We start from the raw sequence: 21,911 nt of genomic DNA on the forward strand, positions 1-21,911 counted from the left end.
CCCTGCACTGTAAGCCCTAGGCCGGCCCGGATAAAAGATGGCCTTGGTCGTAGCTGGCCGGATCAGGCCAGGCCGGGCAGCTCGACGTACACCCCCAGCCCGCGTCCTTGCAGGCCTTCGCCCAGGTGCAGGCTGCCGCCATGGATTTCGACGATACGTTTGACGATGGGCAGGCCCAGGCCGCTGCCGACGTTCTGACCTGCACTCTCGCTGCGGTAGAAACGGGTAAAGATCACCGCCCGCTCTTCCGGGCTGACCCCGGGGCCGCTATCGCAGACATTGATGCGTACCCGGCCGGGCACGTCCTCGACGACCCGCACCAGTACCTGACCCCCGCTGGGGGTGTAGCGGATGGCGTTGCCCACCAGGTTGGTGAGCAGCACGCTCAGCCAGGTGGGAATGCCGGACAACTTGACCTCCTGATCCTCCAGCACCAGGTCGATGTTCTTCTCGATGGCCAGGGGCGCGAGTTCCGACAGGGTATCCGCCGCCAGCCGGCCGAGATGGACCGGGACGAACTGCTCCTGCAGGGCACCACTGTCCAGGCGGGCCAGGAGCAGGATCTGCTCCATCAGCTGGCTGATGCGTTCGGCGCTGCGGCGCACCTGCACCAGGCCGCGGGCGTGGGCCTGGGGATCGCTGGACCTCAGGGCGACCTGGGTGTGGGTCAGCAAGCTGGCGAGGGGCGTGCGGATCTCGTGGGCGGCGTCGCTGGTCAGGCGCCGCTCGGCTTCCAGGGCGCCGTCCAGGCGCTGCAGCAGGGCGTTGATCTCCTCGACCAGGACCGCGGCTTCCAGGGGAACCTGATTCAGCGCCAGGGGCTCCAGGCGCTGGGCGGAACGCTGCTTGATCTGCGCCGCCAGCTGGCGCAGGGGGTCGAGACCGCGAGTGACGCCGAACCAGATGAGTGCGGCCAGCACTGGCAGGGCCAGCGCCAGGGGGAACAGCGAGCCGAGCAGCAGCAGGTTGGTGGCGCCGCGGCGATCGGCCAAGTTCTCGTAGATCCAGATGCGCCCGTCGCCGCTGCTCAGGCGCAGCACGCGCCAGTGCTGCCCCTCGGCCAGCAGACTGCTGAAACCGGGTGGCTGGTCGGCCAGGCCGGCGGGCGGCGCGGGGGTGCCGAGGCGCTGGTCACCGGCCTGCAGCAGATAGCCCAGGGCGTTGCGGCGCTTGAACAGCGGCAGGTCGGCGATGGCCGTGCGGCTGCGTTCCAGGGCGCGCGCCGCGGGCGGCAGGCTGTGGTCGCCCCCCTCGCTCAGGGTGGCCAGGTGCAGGGCGGCCGAGCCGAAGTCGAGCATGTCTTCATCCGCCAGGCGATTCACCTGGCGCAGCACCAGCTGGTAGGTCACCAGGGCGGCGATCAGCCAGCAGGCGAAGATGCCACACAGCAGCAGCGTCAGCAGACGCCGCCGCAGCGAGACGGCCGGGCCGTCGGTCATGGAGCCGGCCGCTCGGGCTGGTCGATGCCGTAGCCGATGCCGCGCACGGTGCGGATCAGGCTGGTGCCGAGCTTGCGCCTGAGGTGATGGATATGGACCTCGATGGCATTGCTCTCGACGTCGCCGTCCCAGCCATAGAGCGCCTGTTCCAGGCGATTGCGCGAGAGCACCTTGCCCATGTTTTCCAGCAGCAGGCGCAGCAGGGCGTATTCGCGCGGTGCCAGTTCGACCGGCTGACCGGCCAGGGTCACCCGGTGGGTGGCCGGATCGACCCGCAGGTCGTTGTGTTCCAGTTGCGGCAGCGCCCGGCCGGCACTGCGCCGGGTAAGGGCGCGCACCCGGGCGAGCAGTTCGTCCAGATCGAAGGGCTTGGTCAGGTAGTCGTCGGCGCCGGTGTCCAGGCCGGTGACCCGGTCGGTGACCTTGTCGCGGGCGGTGAGGATCAGCACCGGGGTAGCGTCGCCGCGCTTGCGCAGGGCGGCCAGGACCTCGAGTCCCGAACGGCGGGGCAGGCCGATGTCGAGCACCACCAGATCGAAGGGATCGGTTTCCAGCGCCGCCTGGGCGGCCTGGCCATCGGTCACCCAGTCGACGGTATCGCCTTCCAGCGCCAGACCGGCGCGGATGCCGTCGCCCAGCAGCATGTCGTCTTCGGCCAGCAGTATTCTCATCGGATTTTCCCAGGCGGTTGAGCGGTTGTACCGCTCCGGGCCGGCCTCGGCAAGAGCGGTGACCACCTCCGGGATGGTCAGCCTCCAGCCTAGGCCAAGGCGCTTAAGGGCGGATTAACAACGCTCAGGGGCGCTGGGCGCTGACCCGCCAGAGGGTGTTGCCGACGTCGTCGGCCACCAGCAGGCCGCCACGACCATCGTTGACCACCCCGACCGGCCGCCCCTGAGCTTCCTCCTTGCCATTGAGGAAACCGGTCAGCAGGTCCCGCGGCGGGCCGCTGGGCTTGCCGTCCTGGAAGGGCACGAAGATGACCTTGTAGCCGCTCTTGGGATCACGATTCCAGGAACCGTGCTGGCCGACGAACAGCCCCTGGCGGAAAGCCGTCGGCAACTGGCTGTCGGCGCTGGCGAAGGCGAGGCCCAGGGAGGCCGTATGGGTGCCCAGGGCATAGTCGGGGGTCAGCGCCTTGGCCACCAGATCCGGACGGGGCGGCTGCACCCGGCTGTCCACGGTCTTGCCCCAGTAGCTGTAGGGCCAGCCATAGAAGCCGCCATCCTGCACCGAGGTGGCGTAGTCAGGCACCAGGTCGCTGCCGATCTCGTCGCGCTCGTTGACCACCGTCCACAGCTTGCCGGTGGTGGGCTCCCAGTCCAGGCCATTGGGATTGCGCAGGCCGGTGGCGAACAGGCGCTTCTGGCCACTGGCGCGGTCCAGCTCCCAGATGGCGGCGCGGCCTTGCTCGATGTCCAGACCGTTTTCGCCGACGTTGCTGTTGGAGCCCACGGTGAGATAGAGCTTCCTGCCGTCGCGACTGGCGATGACGTTCTTGGTCCAGTGGTGATTGATGCCGGCCGGCAGGTCGGTGACCGTCACCGGCGGACCTTCCAGGTGAGTCGCCCCGGGGCGGTAGGTGAAGCGCACCAGGGCATCGGCGTTGGCGACATAGAAGTCCTCGCCCACCAGCGCCATGCCGAAGGGCGAATGCAGCTGCTCGGCGAAGACCATGCGGGTCTCGGCGACGCCATCGCCGTCGGCATCGCGCAGCAGGGTGATGCGGTCGGCGCTGGGTACCCCGGCGCCGGCCTTCTTCATGAACAGGCCGGCGATCCAGTTCTTGATGCCGGGAAAATCATCGCGCCCGGGCGCATTGCTTTCCGCCACCAGCACATCGCCATTGGGCAGCACATAGAGCCAGCGCGGATGGTCCAGGCCGCGGGCGAAGGCCTGGACCTGGGTGCCGGGCGCGGCAATGGGCTTGCCGCCCTCGGGCCAACCGATCGCCGGCGCCACGTTGATGGTCGGCAGCAGGGTCTTGTGGGGCTCCGGCAAGGTGGGGGTCGGGCCATATCCGGCTTCGCGCTGCAGCCGCGCGGTCTCGCCGCAGCCGACCAGGATCACGACGGCCAAGGTCAGGGCCAGGGTACGCAAGGGATGGGGCGCGCTCAGGGACATGGCGGGGCTCTCGCGAAGGGCTCGCAGGATAGAGCGCGGCGTCCGGGGAACGTTCCGGGCCCGGTTCTGGAGCATAACCGGCAGGCTCGTTCCGAGCGGTTTTGGAAATGACTGCTTTCGGTCTATCGGTCTTTTTGCGTGCCGCAGCTCCTCCCCCGTCCTTTTACGGATACAGAAAGTCGTGCCGATTCAAGGCGTTAGCCTGACTGCGCTGGCGTGTATGGAAAAGTGGCGGCTATCTGACGTGAATCAATGCGTAACTGGCTGTTTTTGCAGGAAAAAATCTCTAAAGCTGGCGGCTGGGGCGCCGATAGCTGCCCCAACAATGACGACGAAGTCGCACCCAGTGGCGCCGCAACCGGACGCGGCCGCCTGAGCTCGCCTACGCCAGAACCCGCTAGCTTGCGGGGGCGAGGAGTCTTTCTCTTTCACAGGTGCAGTCATGCAATCCCTTACCCGGCGCTTGCGCCAGTTTTCCCTGCGGCTGGCCGGTACCCTGGCCCTGAGCAGCGCCTTGTTAGGTTCGGCCCAGGCGGTCGAGCTGGTCGGCCTCAACTTTTCCGGTGCCGGCTTCGCCAGCCAGGTGCTGCCCGGTCTCAACAACCGCAACTACATCTTCCCCAGCGAACAGCACTTCAAGGACTGGAGCGCCAAGGGCATCAAGCTGGTGCGCTTTCCGATCATCTGGGAGCGCATCCAGCCCAGGCTGAATGCCACGCTGGATCCGGACTATGGCGCCCTGGTCACCCAGACGCTCAACTACGCCCAGAAATACGGCGTCAAGGTGATCCTCGACCTGCACAACTATGCGCGCTATCGCGGCGAGGTCATCGGCGCCGGCAAGGTCAGCTATTTCAACTACTGGGACGTGACCTATCGCCTGGCTTTCCGCTTCGGCAAGCATCCGGCGCTCTTTGGCTACGACATCATGAACGAGCCCCACGACGCCGTGGCCTTCTGGCCGATCGCCGCCCAGCACGGCATCAACGGCATCCGTACCGTGGACAGCGTCCACCCCATCATCGTCGAGGGCAACGGCTGGTCCAGCGCCGCTCGCTGGCCGCAGTGGAACGATCCGTTGCTGGCGCTCAAGGACCCGGCCAACAAGCTGATCTTTTCCGCCCACGTCTACTTCGACAATGACGGCGGCGGCCAGTACGCCAGCAAGGACATGAGCGGTTTCGACCCCATGGTCGGGGTGAATCGCGTCAAGCCCTTCGTCGACTGGCTGAAGAAGAACGGCAAGCAGGGCTACATCGGTGAATTCGGCGTGCCGGACGACGATCCGCGCTGGCTGGTGGCCATGGACAACATGCTGGCCTATCTCAAGCAGCACTGCATTCCGGCCAGCTACTGGGCCGCCGGTCCGGGCTGGGGCAACTACAATCTGGCGGTGGAACCCATCAACGGTGTGGATCGACCCCAGTGGGCCACCCTGAAGAAGTACGTCGACAACCGCAGTTGCGCGAGCATCGGCCCTAATTAAGCCCGGCCGGCGATGGCGGTCCCCGGGGTCGGCAGGCTACCCTTGCCTTTTAACCGTGCCAGCCCCGAGGACCTCTCATGAGCCAGATTCCCGCCGACCTGCGTTATGCCGCCAGCCACGAATGGGCCCGCCTGGAAGCCGACGGTAGCGTGACCGTCGGCATTTCCGACCACGCCCAGGAAGCCCTGGGCGATGTGGTCTTCATCGAACTGCCGGAAGTCGGCAAGACCCTCGCCGCCGGTGACCAGGCCGGGGTGGTGGAGTCGGTCAAGGCGGCCTCGGACATCTATGCCCCGGTGGGCGGCGAGGTGATCGCCGTCAACGAGGCGCTGGCCGACGCGCCCGAGCAGGTCAATGGCGAGCCCTATGGCGCCTGGTTCTTCAAGCTCAAGCCGCAGGATGCGGCCGAGCTGGACAGGTTGCTCGACGCCGAGGGTTATCGCGCGGCCAGCGAAAGCTGAGGCATCTTTCGCCGCCCGGATTCCAGGCAAAAAAGAACCCCGCCGGCCAAGCCGCGCGGGGTTCTTTTTTGCCTGGCCCTTACTGGGTCAGGATACGCATGGCGAGGTCGTTGTCGCTGGCCTGCAGGCCCGGCTCGGCGGCGCGCATGTCGCGCAGCGCGGCTTCCAGGTACGGGCCGCGGATCTGGCCATTGCTGGCCAGGTAGGAGCTGGCGTCGTCCTGGGTGGCGGCGACGATCTTGTGATCGTCACGGCTGGTGGTATAGAACGAGCCGGAGGTCGCCCCCAGGGTCGCGGCATGCCGCCAGAACCGCGCGTCCGCATTGGCGGCGGTGGTCGCGGCCAGCAGCGGCAGACCGATCAGGGAAACCAGAGCAAGCTTCTTCAGGCGCATGGATGAGATCTCCTTCTTGAGGTCTCCTATAGAGAGCTCAGACGTCCGCTGAGTTCCAGAACTCTGCATCAGCCTAGCGCTGGATCATGCTGTGGATGCGTTCGGCCAGGGCATCGATGTCGAACGGCTTGATCAGCATGTCCATGTTCTCGCCGAGGAATTCGCCGCGCACCTTGGCGTTCTTGGCATAGCCGGTGATGAACAGCACCTTGAGCTCGGGCCGCCGGCCACGGGCGATCTCGGCGAGCTGGCGACCGTTCATGCCGGGCAGGCCGACATCGCTGATGAGCAGGTCCAGGCGCTGATCGCTCTCGATGATCGGCAGGGCGCCGTCGGCATCGCTGGCCTCCAGGGCGGTGTAGCCCAGTTCGGCGAGCACCTCCAGCACGATCATGCGCACGGCGTATTCGTCTTCCACCACCAGCACGGTCTGGCCGGCCTCGGCGCGGGGCGCGACCTTGAGTGTTGGCTGATCGGTGCTGGCCGCCGCCACCTCGGGATGGCGCGGCAGATAGAGACTGATGGTGGTGCCCTGGCCCTGTTCGGTATCGATGCGCGCGGTGCCGCCGGACTGCTTGACGAAGCCGTAGATCATCGACAGGCCGAGCCCCGTGCCCTGGCCGGCCGGCTTGGTGGTGAAGAAGGGCTCGAAGGCCTTGGCCTTGACCTCCGGTGGCATGCCGGTACCGGTGTCGGCCACGCTCAGCCGGACATAGTCGCCCGGAGTCAGGGATTCGCGCGCGGCCGCCTCGGCGTCCAGGCTGAGGTTGGCGGTGGCGATGCACAGCTCGCCGCCGGTGGGCATGGCGTCGCGACCATTGATGACCAGATTGAGCAGGGCGTTTTCCAGCTGGTGGGTATCGCTGTGGGCGAGCCAGGCGACCGGTGCGAGATCCAGGCGCAGGGCGACGTTTTCGCCCACGGTGCGCACCAGCAGATCCTGCAGCGAAGCGACCAGCTGGTGCACGTCCACCGGCTGCGGATCCAGGGTCTGGCGGCGGGCGAAGGCCAGCAGGCGATGGGTGAGGGCGGCGGCACGGTCGGCCGAATTGACCGCAGCATTGATGTAGCGGTCCAGGTCCTGAGTGCGGCCGTTGGCGATGCGCAGGCGGATCAGGTCGAGGGCGCCGACGATGCCGGTGAGCATGTTGTTGAAGTCGTGGGCGATACCGCCGGTGAGCTGGCCGATGGCTTCCATCTTCTGCGACTGGCGCAGGGCTTCCTCGGTGCGCTCACGCTCGTAGATCTCGGCGATCAGCCGCGCGTGGCTGCGCCCCAGTTCCTGGGTCCGCTCGGCGATGCGCTGTTCCAGCTGGTCGGTGGTCTGCCGCGCTTCGGTGACGTCCACGCCACAGCCCACCAGACCGTGGAATTCGCCATCGAGCTCCAGGCGCGGGGTGCCTTCCAGGCGCAGCCAGCGCCATTCGCCCTGGGCATTGCGCACCCGCACCTCGGCGCGCAGGGCGCTGTGGGTGGCGACGGCCTGCTTGAAGGCACCTTCGAAGGCCGGACATTCACTGTCCGGGAGCAGGGCGCTCCAGCCCTGGTCGTGCAGATCGGCGTCGTGCAGATCGAATTCGCTGGCGAAGCGCTGGTTGACGAATTGTAGCTGGCCGTCGGCATCGCAGGCCCAGATCAGTACCGGGGCACTGTCGGCCATGAGGCGGAAGCGACCCTCGCTCTCGCGCTGGGCGTCCTGGGAGCGCTGCCGGCAGATGGCCGACCAGAGCCGGTCGGTGACATCGCGCAGGAATTGCACCTCACCTTCCGTCCATAGCCGGGCGCGCTGGTCATGAGCGACGAAGAGCGCGCGCAGGCGGCCATCCTCGTAGAGCGGGATGTCGACCAGCGCCGCGATCTCCAGATCGAGCAGGCGCTGGGCATTGGCCTGGGCGCGCGGATCCTGGCTGACATCGTCGATGACCAGGGGCGCTGCGCCGTCTTGGTTGCCCAGGTGGTCGGAGGCGAGCAGCGGATAGGCCAGGGCCTGGTCGAAGCTGCCGTTGGGCGTCCACAGCTGCTGCGGGACGAAGGCGCCGCTGCTCTCGTCCAGACGGGCATAGCCGACCCGGCGCAGGCCCAGCCGGGTGCCGACCAGCTCCAGGGCGGCGGCGACCCCGGTGCTTTCCGGATCGCCTTCGCGCAGGCGATCGCCCAGTTCGATCAGGGCATGCTGGCGGGCCTCGGCTTCGCGGCGCTCCTCGATCTGCCGCCGCAACTGGCGATTGGTCTCGCTGATGCGATCGGCGTCGTGGCGTTCGCGGGTGATGTCGCGCGCGATACCCACCAGTCGCCGGCGCCCACCGGGCTCCAGGCGTTCACGCCCGCGGATGCTCAGCCATACCGGCTCGCCCTGGCGCGAACCTCGTACCCGAAAGGTCAGCCGCAGGTCATAGGCATTGCCACCGCCCTGGATGGCGGCCGTCACATAGGCGCGTACCCGGGGCGCATCGGCCGGATGCAGGGCGTGCAGCAGGGCCGCGCCGCGCATCGTGCAACGACGCTCGCCCGCTCCGACCAGATGGGCGAGGCGGGTATCCCAGCTGATCAGGTCGCGGTCGATGTCATAGTCCCAGACACCGAGGTCGGCGACGTCCATGGCCAGGGCGATGCGCTGCTCGGCCAGGCGCAGGGCGTCGGCCGCGGCGGTGCGTTCGATGACGATGCGGATGCGCTCGGCCACCTCGCGCACCAGGGCCACGTCGCCGATGGTCCAGTGACGCGGCGTATCGGCATAGAGGAACAGCAGACCGACCAGCTGTTCCTCGGCCAGCAGCGGCACCACCAGGCCGGCACGTACGCCATGGTCCACCAGTTGGGCGCGCATCTCGCCCAGGCGGCTGTCCTGGGCGCTGTCTTCCACGCTGACGATGATGCCGCGGCGCAATTCCTGCACCGCCGAGGTGTGCCAGTGACCCAGGCTGGGCAGGTTGAGACGATGGGTTCGCCCCTGTTCGAGCCAGTCGCTGTCGATGGTCAGGCTGCCGTCACGACCGACCCGGGCATAGCCGATGCGCTGCACGGCCAGCAGATGGCCGAGGCTGTCGCCCAGCACCGAGGCGACTTCGCCGGTGTGGGTCACGCCATGCAGCAGGTCGCCCAGTTCGAGCAGAAAGCGCTGGCGATCATGACTGCGGATGCGTTCGCTGAGATCGACGAAGGTGCAGATGGCGCCCTGGACCTCGCCGTCGCGCCAGAGCGGCTGGGCGCGCCATTCCACTGGCAGCAGACTGCCGTCCTCGCGCAGCAGGGCGTCGGCGGACAGGTGCAGGGTGGCGCCTTCGCTGGCGGCGCGCTGTAGGGCCCGGGCGCCATCCTCGCTGCGGGCGGAGCTGAGCCGGGTGTCCAGGCGCTCGCCAAGGATGTCGCGTTCCTCGGGCAGCCCGAGCATCTGCCGGAAGGCGCGGTTGCAGAGGGTGGCGCGCCCTTCGCGATCCAGGGCGCAAAAGCCTTCGTGGGTCGATTCGAGGAGCAGATGGGCGAAGGCCTCGCTCTCCCGCAGCGCCGTTTCCGCCCGCTTGCGGCTGTCGATGTCCTGGGCCACGCCGACCCAGTGCTCGATCTCGCCGCTGGCGTTGGTGAAGGGCATGGTGCGGGTTTCGAACCAGCGGTAGTGGCCCTCGGCGTCGCGCAGCTGCAATTCGAGGCTGCCGGCGACTCTCTGCTCGCGCACCTCGCGCCAGCGCCGCAACAGCTGCGGACGCTGCTGGGGATGGATGGCATCGGTCCAGAGATCGGGATCGGCGACCACGTTGGCCGGACTCAGGCCGCTGTATTCGTACCAGTAGCGATTGGCGTATTCGAAGCTGCCATCGGGCCGCGCGAACCAGATGATCTGCGGATTGACGTCCATCAGGGCGCGATAGTGGGTTTCGTCGAGGGTGCTGTGCCGCGCCGGCGCCGCCTGCAGCCGGGCCTCGAGCAGGCGCAGCACCTGGCGCGCCAGGCGTTCGAGGCCGGTCAGGCGCGCGGCGCTCAGTTCGCGCGGTTGCCAGTCGAGCACGCAGAGCGTGCCGAGAAAGACGCCTTCGGCCGTCCGCAGCGGGGCTCCGGCATAGAATCTCAGTCCGGCCGGATCCCTTACTAGGGGGTTGTCGATGAAGCGCGGGTCCTGGCTCAGGTCTTCGATCTGCCGCGCTTCCCGGGCAGCGTGCAGGTACTGGCAGAAGGACAGGGCCAGGGGGATTTCCGCCACACCCAGGCCGCGTTCGGCGATGAACAGCTGCTGCTGCTCGCCCAGCAGGTTGACTGCGGCGATGGGGGTTTCGCAGAGGGTGGCGGCCAGCTCCACTAGATCGTCGAGAGCCGGCTCCGGCTGGTTGTCGAGCAGGCCATAGGCCGCCAGGACCTCCTGGCGACGGCGTCGCTGCTCGGCGTCCTCGGCACCCACGGCAGGGTTCACGACGGTTGTCTGCACGGCTGCTATCCTTGTTCCGCTCGCGGGCTGCTGGGGCCTTAACGTTCGCTCTGGGGCGTGACGCGCAGGACTTCTTCCACGGTGGTGAAGCCGGCGGCGATCTTTTGCGCACCGGACAGGCGCAGGCTGCGCATGCCTTCCTTGAACGCCTGCCGCCGCAGCGCGGTGATGTCGGTATCCGCCGTCACCAGTTCGCGCAGACTATCGGAGAGGGTGAGGATTTCGTATACCCCGGCACGACCGCGATAGCCGGTGTCGCGACATTCCGGACAACCTACCGGCTGCATGGCGCCGGTTGGCAGCGGCGCGTTCCAGGGCTTGGTCAGCTCCTGCCAGGCGGCCGGGTCCAGCTCGGTGGGCGTCTTGCAGGCCGGACAGAGGGTGCGCACCAGCCGCTGAGCCATGACGCCCAGCACCGTGGCGCGGATCAGGTAGTAGGGCACGCCCAGTTCGATCAGCCGGCTCACCGAGCTGGGGGCGTCGTTGGTGTGCAGGGTGGAAAGTACCAGGTGCCCGGTCAGCGCCGCCTGGATGGCCATCTCGGCGGTTTCCAGGTCGCGGATCTCGCCGATCATGATGATGTCCGGGTCCTGCCGCATCAGCGCCCTGACGCCGCTGGCGAAGGTCACCTCGATGTTGTGCTGCACCTGCATCTGGTTGAAGGCGTCTTCCACCATCTCGATGGGGTCTTCGATGGTGCAGACGTTCACCTCGGGCGTGGCCAGCTGCTTGAGGGTGGTGTACAGCGTGGTGGTCTTGCCCGAACCGGTGGGGCCGGTGACCAGGATGATGCCGTTGGGCTGCCCGGTCATGCCGGCCCAGCGGCGCAGGTCGTCGGCGGAGAAACCGAGCTGGTCGAAGCTCTTGAGCAGCACGTCCGGGTCGAAGATCCGCATCACCAGCTTTTCGCCGAAGGCGGTGGGCATGGTCGACAGGCGCAGTTCGACTTCCTTCTCGCCGGCCATGCGCGTCTTGATCCGGCCGTCCTGGGGCTTGCGCTTCTCGGCGACGTTCATGCGGCCGAGGTTCTTGATCCGGCTGACCACCGCCAGGGTGACCTGGGCGGGGAACTGGTAGACGGTGTGCAGCACCCCGTCGATGCGAAAGCGCACCGCACCCTGTTCGCGGCGCGGCTCGACGTGGATATCGCTGGCGCGCTGCTGGAAGGCGTACTGGAACAGCCAGTCGACGATATTGACGATGTGGGCATCGTTGGCATCCGGCTCGCCATCGGCGGCGCCGAGATTGACCAGCTGCTCAAAGTTGCCGACGCCGCTGGTCTTCTGCTCCACCGCCGAGGCACCGGTGACCGAACGGGCCAGGCGAAAGAATTCCTGGGTGTAGCGGGTGATGTCCGCGGGGCTGGCCACCACGCGCTTGATCGGCCGCTGCAGCACATGGGTGAGGTTGCTCTCCCAGCTGTGCACGAAGGGCTGGGCGCTGGCCACCGTCACCTCGTCCGGACTCACCGCCACGGCGAGGATCTTGTTGCGCTGGGCGAAGGCGTAGGACATCAGCGGGGTGACCGAGGCCACGTCCACCTTGAGCGGATCGATGCGGTAGAAGGGCTGGCCCGAATACTCGGCGAGCCAGCGGGTGAGGCTGTCCAGATCCAGCTTGCGCCCCGGGCGGCTGAGGTCGTCCACGCTCTGCGCCGCGAGGAATTCCAGCGGATGCTGCTGCGGATTGGCCGAGCCACGGCGCAGGAGCAGGCACTGCTCGGCGGTCTGCTGATCGATCCGCTGCTGGCTGACCAGCTCGCGCAGGATGTCGCCCAGGTCGAGCCAACGATCAGCGGAAGGGGAAGCTATGGCGGACATCTGGACTCCTTGGAAAGGTGGTCGCACCGGGGTGACACCCGGCGTCTGACCGGGGGCGACCCGCCTGCCGTACCCGCCAGGTTGGTCGCCTCCTCCAGCATAGCGATTTTGTATTAAGGAATCGCTCGCGGCCTTGTGCCATCAGGATGGACGGCCGGATGCGCCAGGCGTTCCCGCCGTCCGGCGGCTCAGGCCAGGGCTTTCCAGGGCGCCAGGCCATAGACCAGGCGCGCCTGTTCGGCGACCCCGGCGAGATCGCCGTGGGCGCTCAGCGGCGCCAGCTTGCCCAGCTCGCCATACAGCCGATCGGCTTCGGGCAGGTCCAGGGCGCCACGCGCCAGGTGCAGCCAGACCTGCATCCGCTCCAGCCGCGGCAGCTGCTGCTGGATCAGCTCGGGTTCGGTGATGGCGCGCAGCAGCGGCAACTCGGCCGCTTCCTGGGCCAGAAAGCGCGGCAGCCATTGGCCGAGCGGGGTCACGCCCTGGCGTTCGCCACGGCCGGTGCGACCCTGGATCCAGGCGCGCTCGTGCAGCCAGCGTGCGGCGCGCAGGGAGAACAGGCCCCAGCGCGGCTGTTCCAGTTCGGCGGCGAAGCGCTGCGGTGCCTGGCGGCGGGCTTCCTCGTCGTCCTGGCCGATGGCGGCCAGCGGTCGCCAGTCGGCGAGCAACTCGTCGAGGGCCTGGCGCAGGTCGCGGCTGGTTGCCCGCGGGGCGGCCTGGCCGAGACTGCCGAGCAGGGCGCGCAGGTCGATCAGCTGGTGCACCCAGTCCACCAGCAGGCGCCAGTGGCCGTTCCAGCGATACTGTTCGGCCAGGCGCTGGCTGCCGGCCAGCAGGTGCCAGCCGAGGCGGGCGACGGCCTCGTCCAGCGGCGTCTCGGCGTCCAGTTCCGGCGCGGACAGATAGAGGGTGTAGCTCGAGGCATCGTGCAGGCGATAGCCGCGCTCGGCCTTGCTGATGTCGCAGGGCATCAGCGGGAATTCGGCGGCCAGCTGCTCGGCCAGTTCCAGCAGCGCGGCCGGTTCACCCTGGCGCAATTCCAGCTCAACCTCGGCGATGGCCTCGCGCTGGTCGCCGGCACGCACCTCGCCCTGGTCGAGGGCGACCTCGATGATGGTCCGGGCCTTGCCCCGGCCCCAGGCGATTTCCGCGGCGTCGCGGACGAAGTCGGTGTCGAACACCGGCTGCAGGCGGCGCAGGTCCAGGTCGGCCAGCTCCGCCGGCCAGCAGCTGTCGTCGAACAGCGCGGTGTCGAGGGTGGCATCGGCCAGCGGCCATTCCCATTCGTTGCGCTCGGACAGCCCGGCCAGGCTCTGGCCACGGCTCTTGAGTGTCTGGATGAAGCGCTCGCCATCGCGCCGCACGCGCAGGGCGACCTTGGCATGGGCCAGGTCGCGGGTGTCGGTGTCGTAATAGCAGTTGGAGAGTTCGTGGCGCTGCCAGCCCTCCTTGCAACGCTTCTTCAGCAGCGGATGAGCGCGCAGGGCGTCGAGGGTGGCCGCACTGGCGCGCAGCTTGATTTCGGTTTCTTTGGCCATTGGAGGATCCTGGCGCCGGAAGAGAACGGTCCGGCTCCGTGCCGAGCGCATCATGACGACGGACGGCGAGAACGTGGGCGCTAGTTTAGCCCGTCCCGCCCCCCTGGCGCATGAAGGTTTCATCGCGCAGCGGATGGCGCCATGATGGAGGCGTGACCAGGAGACCCCGCATGACCCTGCCCGCGCTGAAAGCTCTGTTCTCGACGCTCATCGCCGAAAGCTCGGTGAGCTGCACCCAGCCGGCGCTGGACCAGTCCAACGCCGGCGTCATCGCCCGCCTGAGCGACTGGTTCGGCGCCTTGGGCTTCGCCTGCGAGACCCAGGAGGTGACCCCGGGCAAGTTCAACCTGATCGCCACCCTGGGCAGCGGGCCGGGTGGTCTGGTGCTGGCCGGCCATACCGATACCGTGCCCTATGACGCGGCGCTCTGGCAGGCCGATCCCCTGCGTCTGCGCGAAGCCGACGATCGCTGGTACGGCCTGGGCAGCTGCGACATGAAGGGCTTCTTCGCGCTGATCCTCGAAGCGGTGCGCGAATTGGATCCGCGCCAGTTGCGCCAGCCGCTGATCGTGCTCGCCACCTGCGACGAGGAATCCTCCATGGACGGTGCCCGGGTACTGGCCGACGCCGGCCGCCCCCTGGGCCGCGCCGCGGTGATCGGCGAGCCGACCGGACTGCGGCCGATCCGCCTGCACAAGGGCATCCTCATGGAGCGCATCGACATCCTCGGGCAGAGCGGCCATTCCTCCGATCCGAGTCTGGGCCACAGCGCCCTTGAGGCCATGCAGGCGGTGATGGGCGAGCTGCTCGACCTGCGCGCCCAGTGGCAGCGCGAATACCGCAATCCACTGTTCCTGGTGCCCCAGCCGACCCTCAACCTGGGCTGCATCCATGGCGGCGACAACCCCAATCGCATCTGCGGCCAGTGCGCCCTGGAGTTCGACCTGCGCCCGTTGCCGGGCATGCAGCCCGAAGCCCTGCGCCAGGCCATCCGCGGACGGCTGCTGCCGGTTGCCGAACGCTTCGGGGTGCGGATCGACTACCAGCCGCTGTTTCCCGCCGTGCCGCCCTTCGAGCAGCCGGCCGAGGCCGAGCTGGTGCGCCTGGCCGAGCGCCTGACCGGGCACCAAGCCGACGCCGTGGCCTTCGCCACCGAGGCACCCTATCTGCAGGCGATCACCCAGGAGGTGCTGGTCCTCGGTCCCGGCGACATCAGCTGCGCGCACCAGCCCGAGGAACACCTGGCGCTGGCGCGCATCGCGCCCACCGTCAGGCTGCTGCAGCAACTGATCGGCCACTACTGCCTGGGCGAGGCCGCGGCTGTCCGATGAACAGATCCGCGCGCCCGGCGTGACTTTTTGTAAACTCCGGACGGTCTACTGACGCTGCCTGCCCATCCGCTCCCTGTCGAGGAACCCCCGTGCTGCGACGACGCTGAACGCCCTGCCTGCCCTCGTTCACCCTCCCGCCTATCCACCAAGGGTCTTCGTCTCGATGCACGATTATGTCAACTGGCTCCGCCACGCCTCGCCCTATATCAACGCCCACCGCGACGCCACCTTCGTCGTCATGCTGCCCGGTGATGGCGTCGCCCACCCCAACTTCGGCAACATCGTCCACGACCTGGTGCTGCTACACAGCTTGGGCGTGCGTCTGGTGCTGGTGCACGGCTCCCGTCCGCAGATCGAATCGCGCCTGGCCGCTCGCGGCATCGAGCCGCGCTTCTACAACGACCTGCGCATCACCGACGGCCCGACCCTGGAAGCGGTGATCGATGCCGTCGGCAGCCTGCGCAGCGCCATCGAGGCACGCCTGTCCATGGACATGGCCGCCTCGCCCATGCAGGGCTCGCGGCTGCGGGTCGCCAGCGGCAATCTGGTCACCGCGCGCCCGGTCGGAGTACAGGACGGCGTCGACTTCCATCACACCGGCGAAGTCCGCCGCATCGACCGCCGTGGCATCGGCCGGCTGCTCGACGAGCGCACCATCGTGCTGCTCTCGCCTCTGGGCTATTCCCCCACCGGCGAGACCTTCAACCTGGCCTGCGAAGACGTCGCCATGCGCGCCGCCATCGACCTGGGCGCCGACAAGCTGGTGCTCTACGGTGCCGAACCGGGCCTGCTGGACGAACACGGTGCCCTGATCCGCGAGATCGGCCCGCAGCAGATCCCCACCCATCTGGCGCGCCTGGGCAGCTCCTACCAGGCCGAGCTGCTCGACGCCGCCGCCCAGGCCACCCGCGGCGGTGTGCGGCGCTGCCATATCGTCGGCTACGCCGAAGACGGCGCCCTGCTCACCGAACTCTTCACCCGCGCCGGTAGCGGCACCCTGGTGGCCCAGGAGCCCTTCGAGACCCTGCGCGAGGCGACTATCGCCGACGTCGGCGGCCTGATGGAGCTGATCCGTCCGCTGGAAGAGCAGGGCATCCTGGTGCGGCGTTCCCGCGAGGTGCTGGAGCGCGAGATCGAGCAATTCAGCATCGTCGAACGCGAAGGCCTGATCATCGCCTGCGCGGCGCTCTATCCCATCGCCGATTCGGCGGCGGGCGAGCTGGCCTGCCTCGCGGTCAATCCCGACTACCGCCACGGCGGCCGCGGCGACGCCCTGCTGGCGCGCATCGAGCAACGCGCCCGCGAACGCGGCCTCGGCACCCTGTTCGTGCTCACCACCAAGACCGCCCACTGGTTCCGCGAACGCGGCTTCGAACCGAGCGGCGTGGAACGCCTCCCCGCGGCCCGGGCGTCGCTGTACAACTTCCAGCGCAATTCGAAGATCTTCGAGAAGGGCCTGTAAGGGCGCGCTCGTAGGTTGGGCTGAGACGGCTGCATCGTCGAGGCCCAACGCTACCAAGCCGCTCGTCATCGCGGCCATGGGCCGCTCCTACACCTTCTAGGCACACCTGTAGGAGCGGCCCATGGTCGCGATAGCTCCAGTCCGAACCGAAGCCGCTCCAAGGCGTAGCTGGCCCTTCCTGCATCGATACCGGAAGGCGCCCTCATCAACCATCGATTCGTCCGCTGGCGTTTGGAGACGTAAGCGTGGAAAACCGCGCAGCGTTTTCCACTGGTAGGCACCGCAGTAATCAGTGGACAAGGCTTTGCCGTTGTCCACGCTACAAGCTACGGGCTATAAGCTACGGGCTACGGGCTGTTCAGGGTTTTTCATCCAAAACCTCCAGGCTGGCGAATCGCCCCGTTCAGCAGGGCGAGCGCCAGTGTCGTGGAGTGGGTCGAGCCGCATGGATGCGGCGAGAGGCCTAACGGGCCATGGACGGCCCGTGTAGGCCGACCCCGGAACGGCGCTGGCGTGAGCGAAACGTAGCGTAGCGAAGTAACAGCCGCAGGCTGGCCCGCAGGGCGAGCAACGCGAGTCACCCGGAGCGCAGCGTAGGGCCGGATGGCCGGGGCAAGCGTTTTTGCTTACTTTTGTCCGGGGCGCGTAGTCCGGGGCGCGCAGCCACGACTGAAAAAAGTGAGTCGCCCGGGTGGGCGAAACAAGAAACACCAGCAGAGCTCAATGAACAGCTAGGACACCAACAAGCTCTTTGGCACCACAACGTTGGGCTTCGACGATGGAGCCGTCTCAACCCAACCTGCCTGCCTACACCCCGATCGTCGCCAGAATACTCGCCTGATAGGCCGCCACGAAGGTGTCGAAATCCCCCTGGGGCGCCGCCTCGATCTCCGCCTGTTCCTCCAGCGACTGACGCGCCATCTGTGCATAGCCCTCGCGTTCGCCTTCGTTTAGCGGATGGCTGGCGAAATAGGCCGCATGGGCCTCGCTCTGGCGCAGGCCGAATTCGGCAAAGCTCTCGCCGCGTTCGCGCAACTCCTGCAGCACCCGCGCCGAAGGCGTGAGGCGGACGTCGGCAACCTTCTGCCGCTGTACCGCCACCGCCCGGCGATGGGCATCGCCGCCCAGGCTGGCGTCCAGGGTCTCGGCGCAGCGTTCGATCTGGTCGAGCATCTCCGCCGCCCAGTCGATCATGGTCACCGAGGCGCCATGGCGCTGCAGACGCAGACCGGGCTTGCGGCCTTCACGCACCACGCTGGCGAAGTTGTCGGTGCATTCGCGACATTCGCCGTTGAGTGGCGGGCTGCCTTCCAGGGCGCAATAGAGCAGGAAGGCGTCGAGGAACAGCGCGGTGGTGGTATCGATGCCCAGCGGCAGGAAGGGATCGATGTCCAGGCAGCGCACCTCGATGTACTGCACGCCACGGGCCATCAGCGCCTGCACCGGCCGCTCGCCGCTGCGAGTGACACGCTTCGGGCGGATGGTGGCGTAATACTCGTTTTCGATCTGCAGGATGTTGGTGTTGAGCTGCACCCACTCGCCATTCTGGTGGGTACCGATCTCCGCGTAGGGCGGGTAGGGCGTGCCTACCGCGCGTCTCAGACTCTCGGTGTAGGTGGTCAGGTCGTTGTAGTCCGGCGTCAGGCTGGCCTGGGCGTTGCTCTGGTAGCCCAGGTCGCTCATGCGCAGGCTGGTGGCATGGGGCAGGTAAAGGGTCCGCTCGTCGAGGGTCTGCAACAGATGCGGTCGGCCACGCAGGAAGCCCGCGTCCAGCGCTGGCGAGGCGCCGAACAGGTACATCAGCAGCCAGCTGTAGCGGCGGAAGTTGCGGATCAGGGCGATGTAGCGAGCCGACTGGTAGTCGCGGGCATCGCGGGCGTCACCCTCCTGCTGGCGCAGCAGTTCCCAGGCCGCTTCCGGCAGCGAGAAGTTGTAGTGGATGCCGGCGATGCACTGCATGGTACGGCTGTAGCGCAGGGCCAGGCCGCGGCGATAGACGTGCTTGAGCCGGCCGATGTTGGAGCTGCCATAGTCGGCGATGGGGATCTCGTCCTCGGCCGGCAGCGCGCAGGGCATGGAACCGCTCCAGAGGCGCTCGCCATCGAGTTCGGCGACCGCGGCGCGGTGCACCCGATCCAGCGCGTCCAGCACCTCGGGTGTGCGGGTGCCGGTGGGGGTGATGAATTCCAGCAGCGCCTCGGAATAGTCCGTGGTGATCTGCGGGTGGGTCAGGGCCGAGCCCAGCGCCTGGGGATGGGGACGTCGGGACAGGTCGCCACGGGCGTCCACCCGCAGGGTCTCGCGCTCGATGCCGTGCAGGCATTCGGTCAGGAGGGAGGGATCAGCGCCGAGCAGGGCCAGGCGGCGGGACAGGATATCGCTCAAGTTGACTTCCTTTGGCGGTACTCGCCCCGGGCAGGGTAGAAGAAACCGACTGAAATGAGGGTTGCCGGCCAGGGCCGACGCGGGGGCAGCAGTCACTGCTGCGGTCCGGGTTCAAGCCTCAGACCGCAACCCGCTCAGTTGTCTCCCAGCGTAGCTCAGGCAGCGGCAAAGGGCGATATGCGCCGCTTCGCTGCCGCCCGCTCTGGCCGGTCACAGACAGGCGAAGGTCGCCTGGGCCAGGGCGATCAGCTTGTCGCCCTGATGCACCTGGGCTTCCAGCACATGGGTCTTGCGGCCCGGGTGGATCACCCGGGCGCGGCAGACCAGCTCGCCGTCGCTGACGCCACGCACGTAGTTGACCTTGCACTCCAGGGTCACGCTGCCGGCCTGGCCGTCGAACAGACTGTGACTGGCCTGGCCCAGGGCCGTGTCGATCAGCGAGAAGATGGCACCGCCGTGGAGCTTGCCGTGCAGGTTGATGAGCCTGTCCTGCACGCTCATGCGCACCTCGGACTCGCCACCCTCCGCCTTGTGGATGGTCATGCCCAGCAGGGTGCTGAAGGCGCTGTCCTTGCCTGCGAGAGATCCGCTCATAGCTATTTCCTCAGTTGCTTGGCATTGGCGAACAGCGACGCCATGGCCTGGTTGGCCGGAGCCGGTTGATTCTGACGCGGTGCGCCCTTGTCGGCGCGGGGCTTGCCACCGTTGCCGCGGGCCTGACCGCCGGGCTTGCCGTCGACCTTCTCGCCGGGGGTGTCGCCCATGCGCATGGACAGGCCCACGCGATTGCGCGGCACGTCCACCTCCATCACCTTGACCTTGACGATGTCGCCCGCCTTGACCACCTCATAGGGGTCCTTGACGAATTTCTCCGACAGCGCACTGATGTGCACCAGGCCGTCCTGGTGCACGCCGATGTCGACGAAGGCGCCAAAGTTGGTGACGTTGGTGATGACGCCCTCCAGCACCATGCCGGGCTTGAGGTCGGAGAGTTTCTCCACGCCGTCCTGGAACACCGCGGTCTTGAATTCCGGGCGCGGGTCGCGACCGGGCTTGTCCAGTTCCTGGAGGATATCGGTCACCGTCGGCAGGCCGAAGCTCTCGTCGGTGAATTTCTTCGGATCCAGGCGCTTGAGAAAGGCCGAGTCGCCGATCAGCGAGCGGATGTCACGGCCGGTGTCGGCCGCGATGCGCTGCACCAGCGGATAGGTCTCCGGGTGCACCGCCGAGGCATCCAGCGGATTGGCGCCGCTCATGACGCGCAGGAAGCCGGCGGCCTGCTCGAAGGTCTTCTCGCCCAGGCGCGGCACCTTCTTCAGCGCCTCGCGGGTGGCGAAGGCACCATTGGCGTCGCGGAACTGCACGATGTTCTGCGCCAGGGTCGCGTTGAGACCGGAGATCCGCGCCAGCAGGGCGGCGGAGGCGGTATTCACGTCCACGCCCACGGCGTTCACGCAGTCTTCCACCACGGCATCCAGGCTGCGCGCCAGCTTGAGCTGGGAAACATCGTGCTGGTACTGGCCGACGCCGATGGACTTGGGCTCGATCTTCACCAGCTCGGCCAGCGGATCCTGCAGGCGGCGGGCAATGGACACGGCGCCACGCAGGGAGACGTCCAGGTCGGGGAATTCCCGGGCGGCGAGTTCCGATGCCGAGTACACCGAGGCACCGGCTTCGCTGACCATCACCTTGGTCAGGCCCAGGCCCGGGTACTTGCTGATCAGCTCGCCGGCCAGCTTGTCGCTCTCGCGGCTGGCGGTGCCGTTGCCGATGGCGATCAGGTCCACGCCATGCTTGGTGCAGAGCACGCCGAGGGTGGCCAGGGTCTGGTCCCACTGATTGCGCGGCGCATGGGGATAGACCGTGTCGGTGGCCAGCAGCTTGCCGGTGGCATCCACCACGGCGACCTTGCAGCCGGTGCGCAGACCCGGGTCCAGCGCCAGGGTGGTGCGCGGACCGGCCGGCGCGGCGAGCAGCAGATCGTGCAGGTTGCGGGCGAAGACCGCGATAGCCTCTTCCTCGGCCTTTTCGCGCAACTCGCCGAGCAGATCGGTTTCCAGGGAGGTATAGAGCTTGACCTTCCAGGTCCAGCGCACCACCTCGGCCAGCCATTTGTCCGCGGCGCGGCCCTGGTTCTTCAGGCCGAAGTGCGCGGCGATCAGCCCTTCGCAGGGATGGGCGATGCCCGGGCCTTCTTCGCCGAGCTTGAGCGCGGCGCTGAGGATGCCTTCGTTGCGACCCCGGAAGATCGCCAGGGCGCGATGCGAGGGCACCGCCTTGAAGGACTCGTCATGCTCGAAGTAGTCGCTGAACTTGGCGCCTTCGGTCTCCTTGCCCGGCACCAGGCGCGCGCTGAGGATGGCGTCCTGTTGCAGGACGCCGCGCAGTCGCGCCAGCAGGTTGGCGTCCTCGGCGAAGCGTTCCATGAGGATGTACTTGGCGCCTTCCAGGGCAGCCTTGCTGTCCGCCACGCCCTTGTCCGCATCGACATAGGCGGCCGCCTCGGTCTCCGGGGTCAGCGTCGGATCCTGCAGCAGGGCGTCGGCCAGCGGGCCCAGGCCGGCTTCCAGAGCGATCTGGCCCTTGGTGCGGCGCTTCTGCTTGTAGGGCAGGTAGAGGTCTTCCAGGCGCGTCTTGGTGTCGGCCAGATTGATCTCGCGGGCCAGTTCGGGGGTCAGCTTGCCCTGCTCCTCGATGGAGGTCAGCACCGCGCCGCGGCGCTCTTCCAGCTCGCGCAGATAGCGCAGCCGCTCTTCGAGATGACGCAGCTGGGTGTCGTCCAGGCTGCCGGTGACTTCCTTGCGATAACGGGCGATGAAGGGCACGGTCGACCCTTCGTCGAGCAGGGCCACGGCGGCGGCGACCTGTTGCGGGCGGGCGCCGAGCTCTTCGGCGATGCGGCTATTGATATCCATCGGGCTACCTGGCTTGCACGAGAAAAAGCGGGCCGCAGTATACCCGAGCCCGCCGGAGCCCTGCCTCCCGTGCCGGCACCGCCGCCCCAGCGTGGGCAAAATCTGCTAACAATGGCCCAATGCCGCGGTCGGATGGCCT

The 21,911-nt window shown here is 67.7% G+C and carries 14 protein-coding genes; 4 read left to right on the plus strand and 10 right to left on the minus strand.

Features of this window, described 5'->3' with window-relative positions; all coding sequences use genetic code 11:
• Nucleotides 1-62 precede the first annotated feature (62 nt).
• The 3 genes from AABM56_RS01910 to AABM56_RS01920 all read right to left on the minus strand — a co-directional run bounded on the left by AABM56_RS01910 (nucleotide 63) and on the right by AABM56_RS01920 (nucleotide 3,563).
• A complete protein-coding gene (locus AABM56_RS01910; RefSeq protein WP_133860535.1) occupies nucleotides 63-1,439 on the minus strand; it encodes a HAMP domain-containing sensor histidine kinase in 1,377 nt (458 codons plus the stop codon).
• Complete coding sequence (locus AABM56_RS01915) at nucleotides 1,436-2,110, minus strand: response regulator (protein ID WP_133860536.1); 675 nt, start codon at nucleotides 2,108-2,110, stop codon at nucleotides 1,436-1,438. Before AABM56_RS01915 ends, AABM56_RS01910 begins: the two co-directional genes overlap by 4 nt.
• Nucleotides 2,111-2,234: 124 nt before the next feature.
• On the minus strand, nucleotides 2,235-3,563 hold the full coding sequence (locus tag AABM56_RS01920; RefSeq protein ID WP_178083886.1) for a sorbosone dehydrogenase family protein: 1,329 nt from the start codon (nucleotides 3,561-3,563) through the stop codon (nucleotides 2,235-2,237).
• A gap of 442 nt (nucleotides 3,564-4,005) precedes the next feature.
• Here AABM56_RS01920 and AABM56_RS01925 point away from each other — a divergent pair, with 442 nt between their 5' ends.
• Complete coding sequence (locus AABM56_RS01925; RefSeq protein ID WP_133860537.1) at nucleotides 4,006-5,049, plus strand: glycoside hydrolase family 5 protein; 1,044 nt, start codon at nucleotides 4,006-4,008, stop codon at nucleotides 5,047-5,049.
• A 77-nt stretch (nucleotides 5,050-5,126) separates the two neighbouring features.
• A complete protein-coding gene (gene gcvH, locus AABM56_RS01930) occupies nucleotides 5,127-5,510 on the plus strand; it encodes a glycine cleavage system protein GcvH (RefSeq protein WP_133860538.1) in 384 nt (127 codons plus the stop codon).
• Nucleotides 5,511-5,589: 79 nt separating this feature from the next.
• Here gcvH and AABM56_RS01935 read toward each other — a convergent pair whose 3' ends face one another.
• The 4 genes from AABM56_RS01935 to AABM56_RS01950 all read right to left on the minus strand — a co-directional run bounded on the left by AABM56_RS01935 (nucleotide 5,590) and on the right by AABM56_RS01950 (nucleotide 13,679).
• Nucleotides 5,590-5,904, minus strand: a complete 315-nt coding sequence (locus AABM56_RS01935; RefSeq protein ID WP_017639490.1) for a DUF2388 domain-containing protein — start codon at nucleotides 5,902-5,904, stop codon at nucleotides 5,590-5,592.
• A gap of 73 nt (nucleotides 5,905-5,977) precedes the next feature.
• On the minus strand, nucleotides 5,978-10,321 hold the full coding sequence (locus tag AABM56_RS01940) for a PAS domain S-box protein (protein WP_263259104.1): 4,344 nt from the start codon (nucleotides 10,319-10,321) through the stop codon (nucleotides 5,978-5,980).
• A 38-nt stretch (nucleotides 10,322-10,359) separates the two neighbouring features.
• The gene (locus tag AABM56_RS01945; RefSeq protein WP_017639492.1) at nucleotides 10,360-12,141 is read right to left on the minus strand and encodes a GspE/PulE family protein; all 1,782 of its coding nucleotides are present in this window, start codon (nucleotides 12,139-12,141) and stop codon (nucleotides 10,360-10,362) included.
• A 188-nt stretch (nucleotides 12,142-12,329) separates the two neighbouring features.
• Nucleotides 12,330-13,679 (minus strand): inorganic triphosphatase, encoded by a 1,350-nt coding sequence (locus tag AABM56_RS01950; RefSeq protein WP_187980946.1) that lies wholly within the window; start codon nucleotides 13,677-13,679, stop codon nucleotides 12,330-12,332.
• 170 nt (nucleotides 13,680-13,849) lie between these two features.
• On the opposite strand from AABM56_RS01950, the gene argE reads away from it, so the two are divergent.
• Together argE and argA are read left to right on the plus strand one after the other, a co-directional pair.
• Nucleotides 13,850-15,010, plus strand: coding sequence for an acetylornithine deacetylase (gene argE / locus AABM56_RS01955; protein ID WP_133860542.1), 1,161 nt, complete (start codon nucleotides 13,850-13,852; stop codon nucleotides 15,008-15,010).
• 163 nt (nucleotides 15,011-15,173) lie between these two features.
• Nucleotides 15,174-16,472, plus strand: coding sequence for an amino-acid N-acetyltransferase (gene argA / locus AABM56_RS01960; RefSeq protein WP_133860543.1), 1,299 nt, complete (start codon nucleotides 15,174-15,176; stop codon nucleotides 16,470-16,472).
• Between the two features lie 807 nt (nucleotides 16,473-17,279).
• Here the strand turns inward: argA and gshA are convergent.
• From gshA to AABM56_RS01975, 3 genes are all read right to left on the minus strand, one after another.
• Complete coding sequence (gshA, locus tag AABM56_RS01965) at nucleotides 17,280-18,857, minus strand: glutamate--cysteine ligase (RefSeq protein WP_263259105.1); 1,578 nt, start codon at nucleotides 18,855-18,857, stop codon at nucleotides 17,280-17,282.
• A gap of 210 nt (nucleotides 18,858-19,067) precedes the next feature.
• Nucleotides 19,068-19,451: a PaaI family thioesterase gene (locus tag AABM56_RS01970; RefSeq protein WP_052504088.1), complete on the minus strand. Its 384-nt coding sequence runs from the start codon at nucleotides 19,449-19,451 to the stop codon at nucleotides 19,068-19,070.
• 2 nt (nucleotides 19,452-19,453) lie between these two features.
• On the minus strand, nucleotides 19,454-21,772 hold the full coding sequence (locus tag AABM56_RS01975; protein WP_133860545.1) for a Tex family protein: 2,319 nt from the start codon (nucleotides 21,770-21,772) through the stop codon (nucleotides 19,454-19,456).
• Nucleotides 21,773-21,911: the final 139 nt, after the last annotated feature.

This window comes from Pseudomonas aestiva (assembly GCF_039908605.1).
Lineage (GTDB): Bacteria > Pseudomonadota > Gammaproteobacteria > Pseudomonadales > Pseudomonadaceae > Chryseomonas > Chryseomonas aestiva.

Excerpts from the sequence above, each read along its gene's own strand:
- AABM56_RS01910 (WP_133860535.1), bottom strand. The coding sequence starts at position 1,439 with ATGACCGACGGCCCGGCCGTCTCGCTGCGGCGGCGTCTGCTGACGCTG.
- AABM56_RS01915 (WP_133860536.1), bottom strand. The coding sequence starts at position 2,110 with ATGAGAATACTGCTGGCCGAAGACGACATGCTGCTGGGCGACGGCATC.
- AABM56_RS01920 (WP_178083886.1), bottom strand. The coding sequence starts at position 3,563 with ATGTCCCTGAGCGCGCCCCATCCCTTGCGTACCCTGGCCCTGACCTTG.
- AABM56_RS01925 (WP_133860537.1), top strand. The coding sequence starts at position 4,006 with ATGCAATCCCTTACCCGGCGCTTGCGCCAGTTTTCCCTGCGGCTGGCC.
- gcvH (WP_133860538.1), top strand. The coding sequence starts at position 5,127 with ATGAGCCAGATTCCCGCCGACCTGCGTTATGCCGCCAGCCACGAATGG.
- AABM56_RS01935 (WP_017639490.1), bottom strand. The coding sequence starts at position 5,904 with ATGCGCCTGAAGAAGCTTGCTCTGGTTTCCCTGATCGGTCTGCCGCTG.
- AABM56_RS01945 (WP_017639492.1), bottom strand. The coding sequence starts at position 12,141 with ATGTCCGCCATAGCTTCCCCTTCCGCTGATCGTTGGCTCGACCTGGGC.
- AABM56_RS01950 (WP_187980946.1), bottom strand. The coding sequence starts at position 13,679 with ATGGCCAAAGAAACCGAAATCAAGCTGCGCGCCAGTGCGGCCACCCTC.
- argE (WP_133860542.1), top strand. The coding sequence starts at position 13,850 with ATGACCCTGCCCGCGCTGAAAGCTCTGTTCTCGACGCTCATCGCCGAA.
- argA (WP_133860543.1), top strand. The coding sequence starts at position 15,174 with ATGCACGATTATGTCAACTGGCTCCGCCACGCCTCGCCCTATATCAAC.
- AABM56_RS01970 (WP_052504088.1), bottom strand. The coding sequence starts at position 19,451 with ATGAGCGGATCTCTCGCAGGCAAGGACAGCGCCTTCAGCACCCTGCTG.
- AABM56_RS01975 (WP_133860545.1), bottom strand. The coding sequence starts at position 21,772 with ATGGATATCAATAGCCGCATCGCCGAAGAGCTCGGCGCCCGCCCGCAA.